Below are 1,249 nucleotides of genomic sequence, written 5' to 3' on the forward strand. Positions count from 1 at the left end.
GTGGAGGTCGACCTGGCGATGGCGCGCGCCGCCGAAGCCGCGGCCGGCCTCGCGGCCACGGTCGATTGCGCCAAGGGGCTGGACGGCGTCAGCCCCGCCTCGCCACGCTACTCGGTCGACCTGAAGGGGCGTGCGCTCGCGTACTCGGCGCTGCTGGCGCCGGCGGACCGTGCGGCGCTGGTGTCGCAGCTCGCTGCCTACCTGTCCATGTCGTCGTCGGTGGTGGCGAAGGGCACGCTGGGCCGCGTGAACCTCACCGTGGTGATGGCGACCGCCGCCGAGACACTGGGCAACCTGCAGGCCGACGGCGACCCTGCCGCGGCCCGGGCGGCCTGGGCCCGCGCGGCCGAGTTGCTGCAACCCTTCGCCGCACTGGACGACGGCTCGGTGCTGACCACGCTGGCGCGCGTGCGCCTTCGCCTCGGCGATCGCGAGGCGGCCCGGCAGGTGGTCGACCGCATCCAGCACACCTCGTACCGACACCCCGCTTATCTCGATCTCGTCAACCAGCTGGACGCCGCGCGGGGCGGCAATAGCGCCAAAGGAAAGAAAACATCATGAGCATTCCCATCACAGTCAGCATCGTCGCCTACGTGGGCCCGTCGACCAAAAACGGTGAGCTGGATGCGCACGTAACGCCCGAAGTCCTGAACCTGCCGGCGCTCCCTTTCGATGGGGCTACCACCATCACCTTCAGGATCGAATCGGTGGATGTCATCTTCGATGACAACGGCATTGTGTTCACCGGCGACACCGACAACCAGTTCGGGCAACCGTGGTACAGCTCAGACCGCAGGCAGGCCATGGTCGAGAACCAGAACTACAGCGGCAGGGCGTACCCCTATACGGTCAACGTGAAGTCGAGCAAAGAGGAGCGGAGAGGCTCGGTCGATCCGGTGGTGCAGAACGACACCCGCTGATCGGGCGCTGCCGCGAGCCCGCACACCTCGACCTCGTCAACCAGCTGGACGCCGCGCACGGCGGCGACGGCGCCAAAGGAGCTATGCATCATGGGCCTTCCCATCACAGTTCACGTCTTCGCCTATGTGGTCAAGGACGAAAACAATCAGGACGTGCTGAAGACCACCGTCAGCCCGGAGGTCTTGAACCTCCCGCAGACCGTCGCCAACGGAATCGTGACGATCAATTTCCAGATTGAGTCGTCAGGCTACAAGTTCCAGTCCCCGACCGGCATCGAGTGGCAGTCGCCAGACCTCGATCATCAGTTCGGTGCGGTGCAATACTCGGT

Annotated in this window: 3 protein-coding genes; all 3 read left to right on the forward strand. The window is 65.7% G+C overall.

The genetic code is table 11. The annotated features are described in order from the left end of the window. The coding region (locus tag AC1D15_RS33000; protein ID WP_477829388.1) for a hypothetical protein at nt 1-561 on the forward strand (561 nt) is incomplete at its 5' end. Beyond that, a complete protein-coding gene (locus tag AC1D15_RS33005) occupies nt 558-920 on the forward strand; it encodes a hypothetical protein (protein ID WP_477829389.1) in 363 nt (120 codons plus the stop codon). The genes AC1D15_RS33000 and AC1D15_RS33005, both read left to right, overlap by 4 nt. 90 nt (nt 921-1,010) lie before the next feature. Then, nucleotides 1,011-1,249 (forward strand): hypothetical protein (locus AC1D15_RS33010; RefSeq protein ID WP_477829390.1); only part of this gene is annotated, 239 nt, incomplete at its 3' end.

The sequence above is a fragment of the Rhizobacter sp. P2_H2 genome (assembly GCF_056403375.1).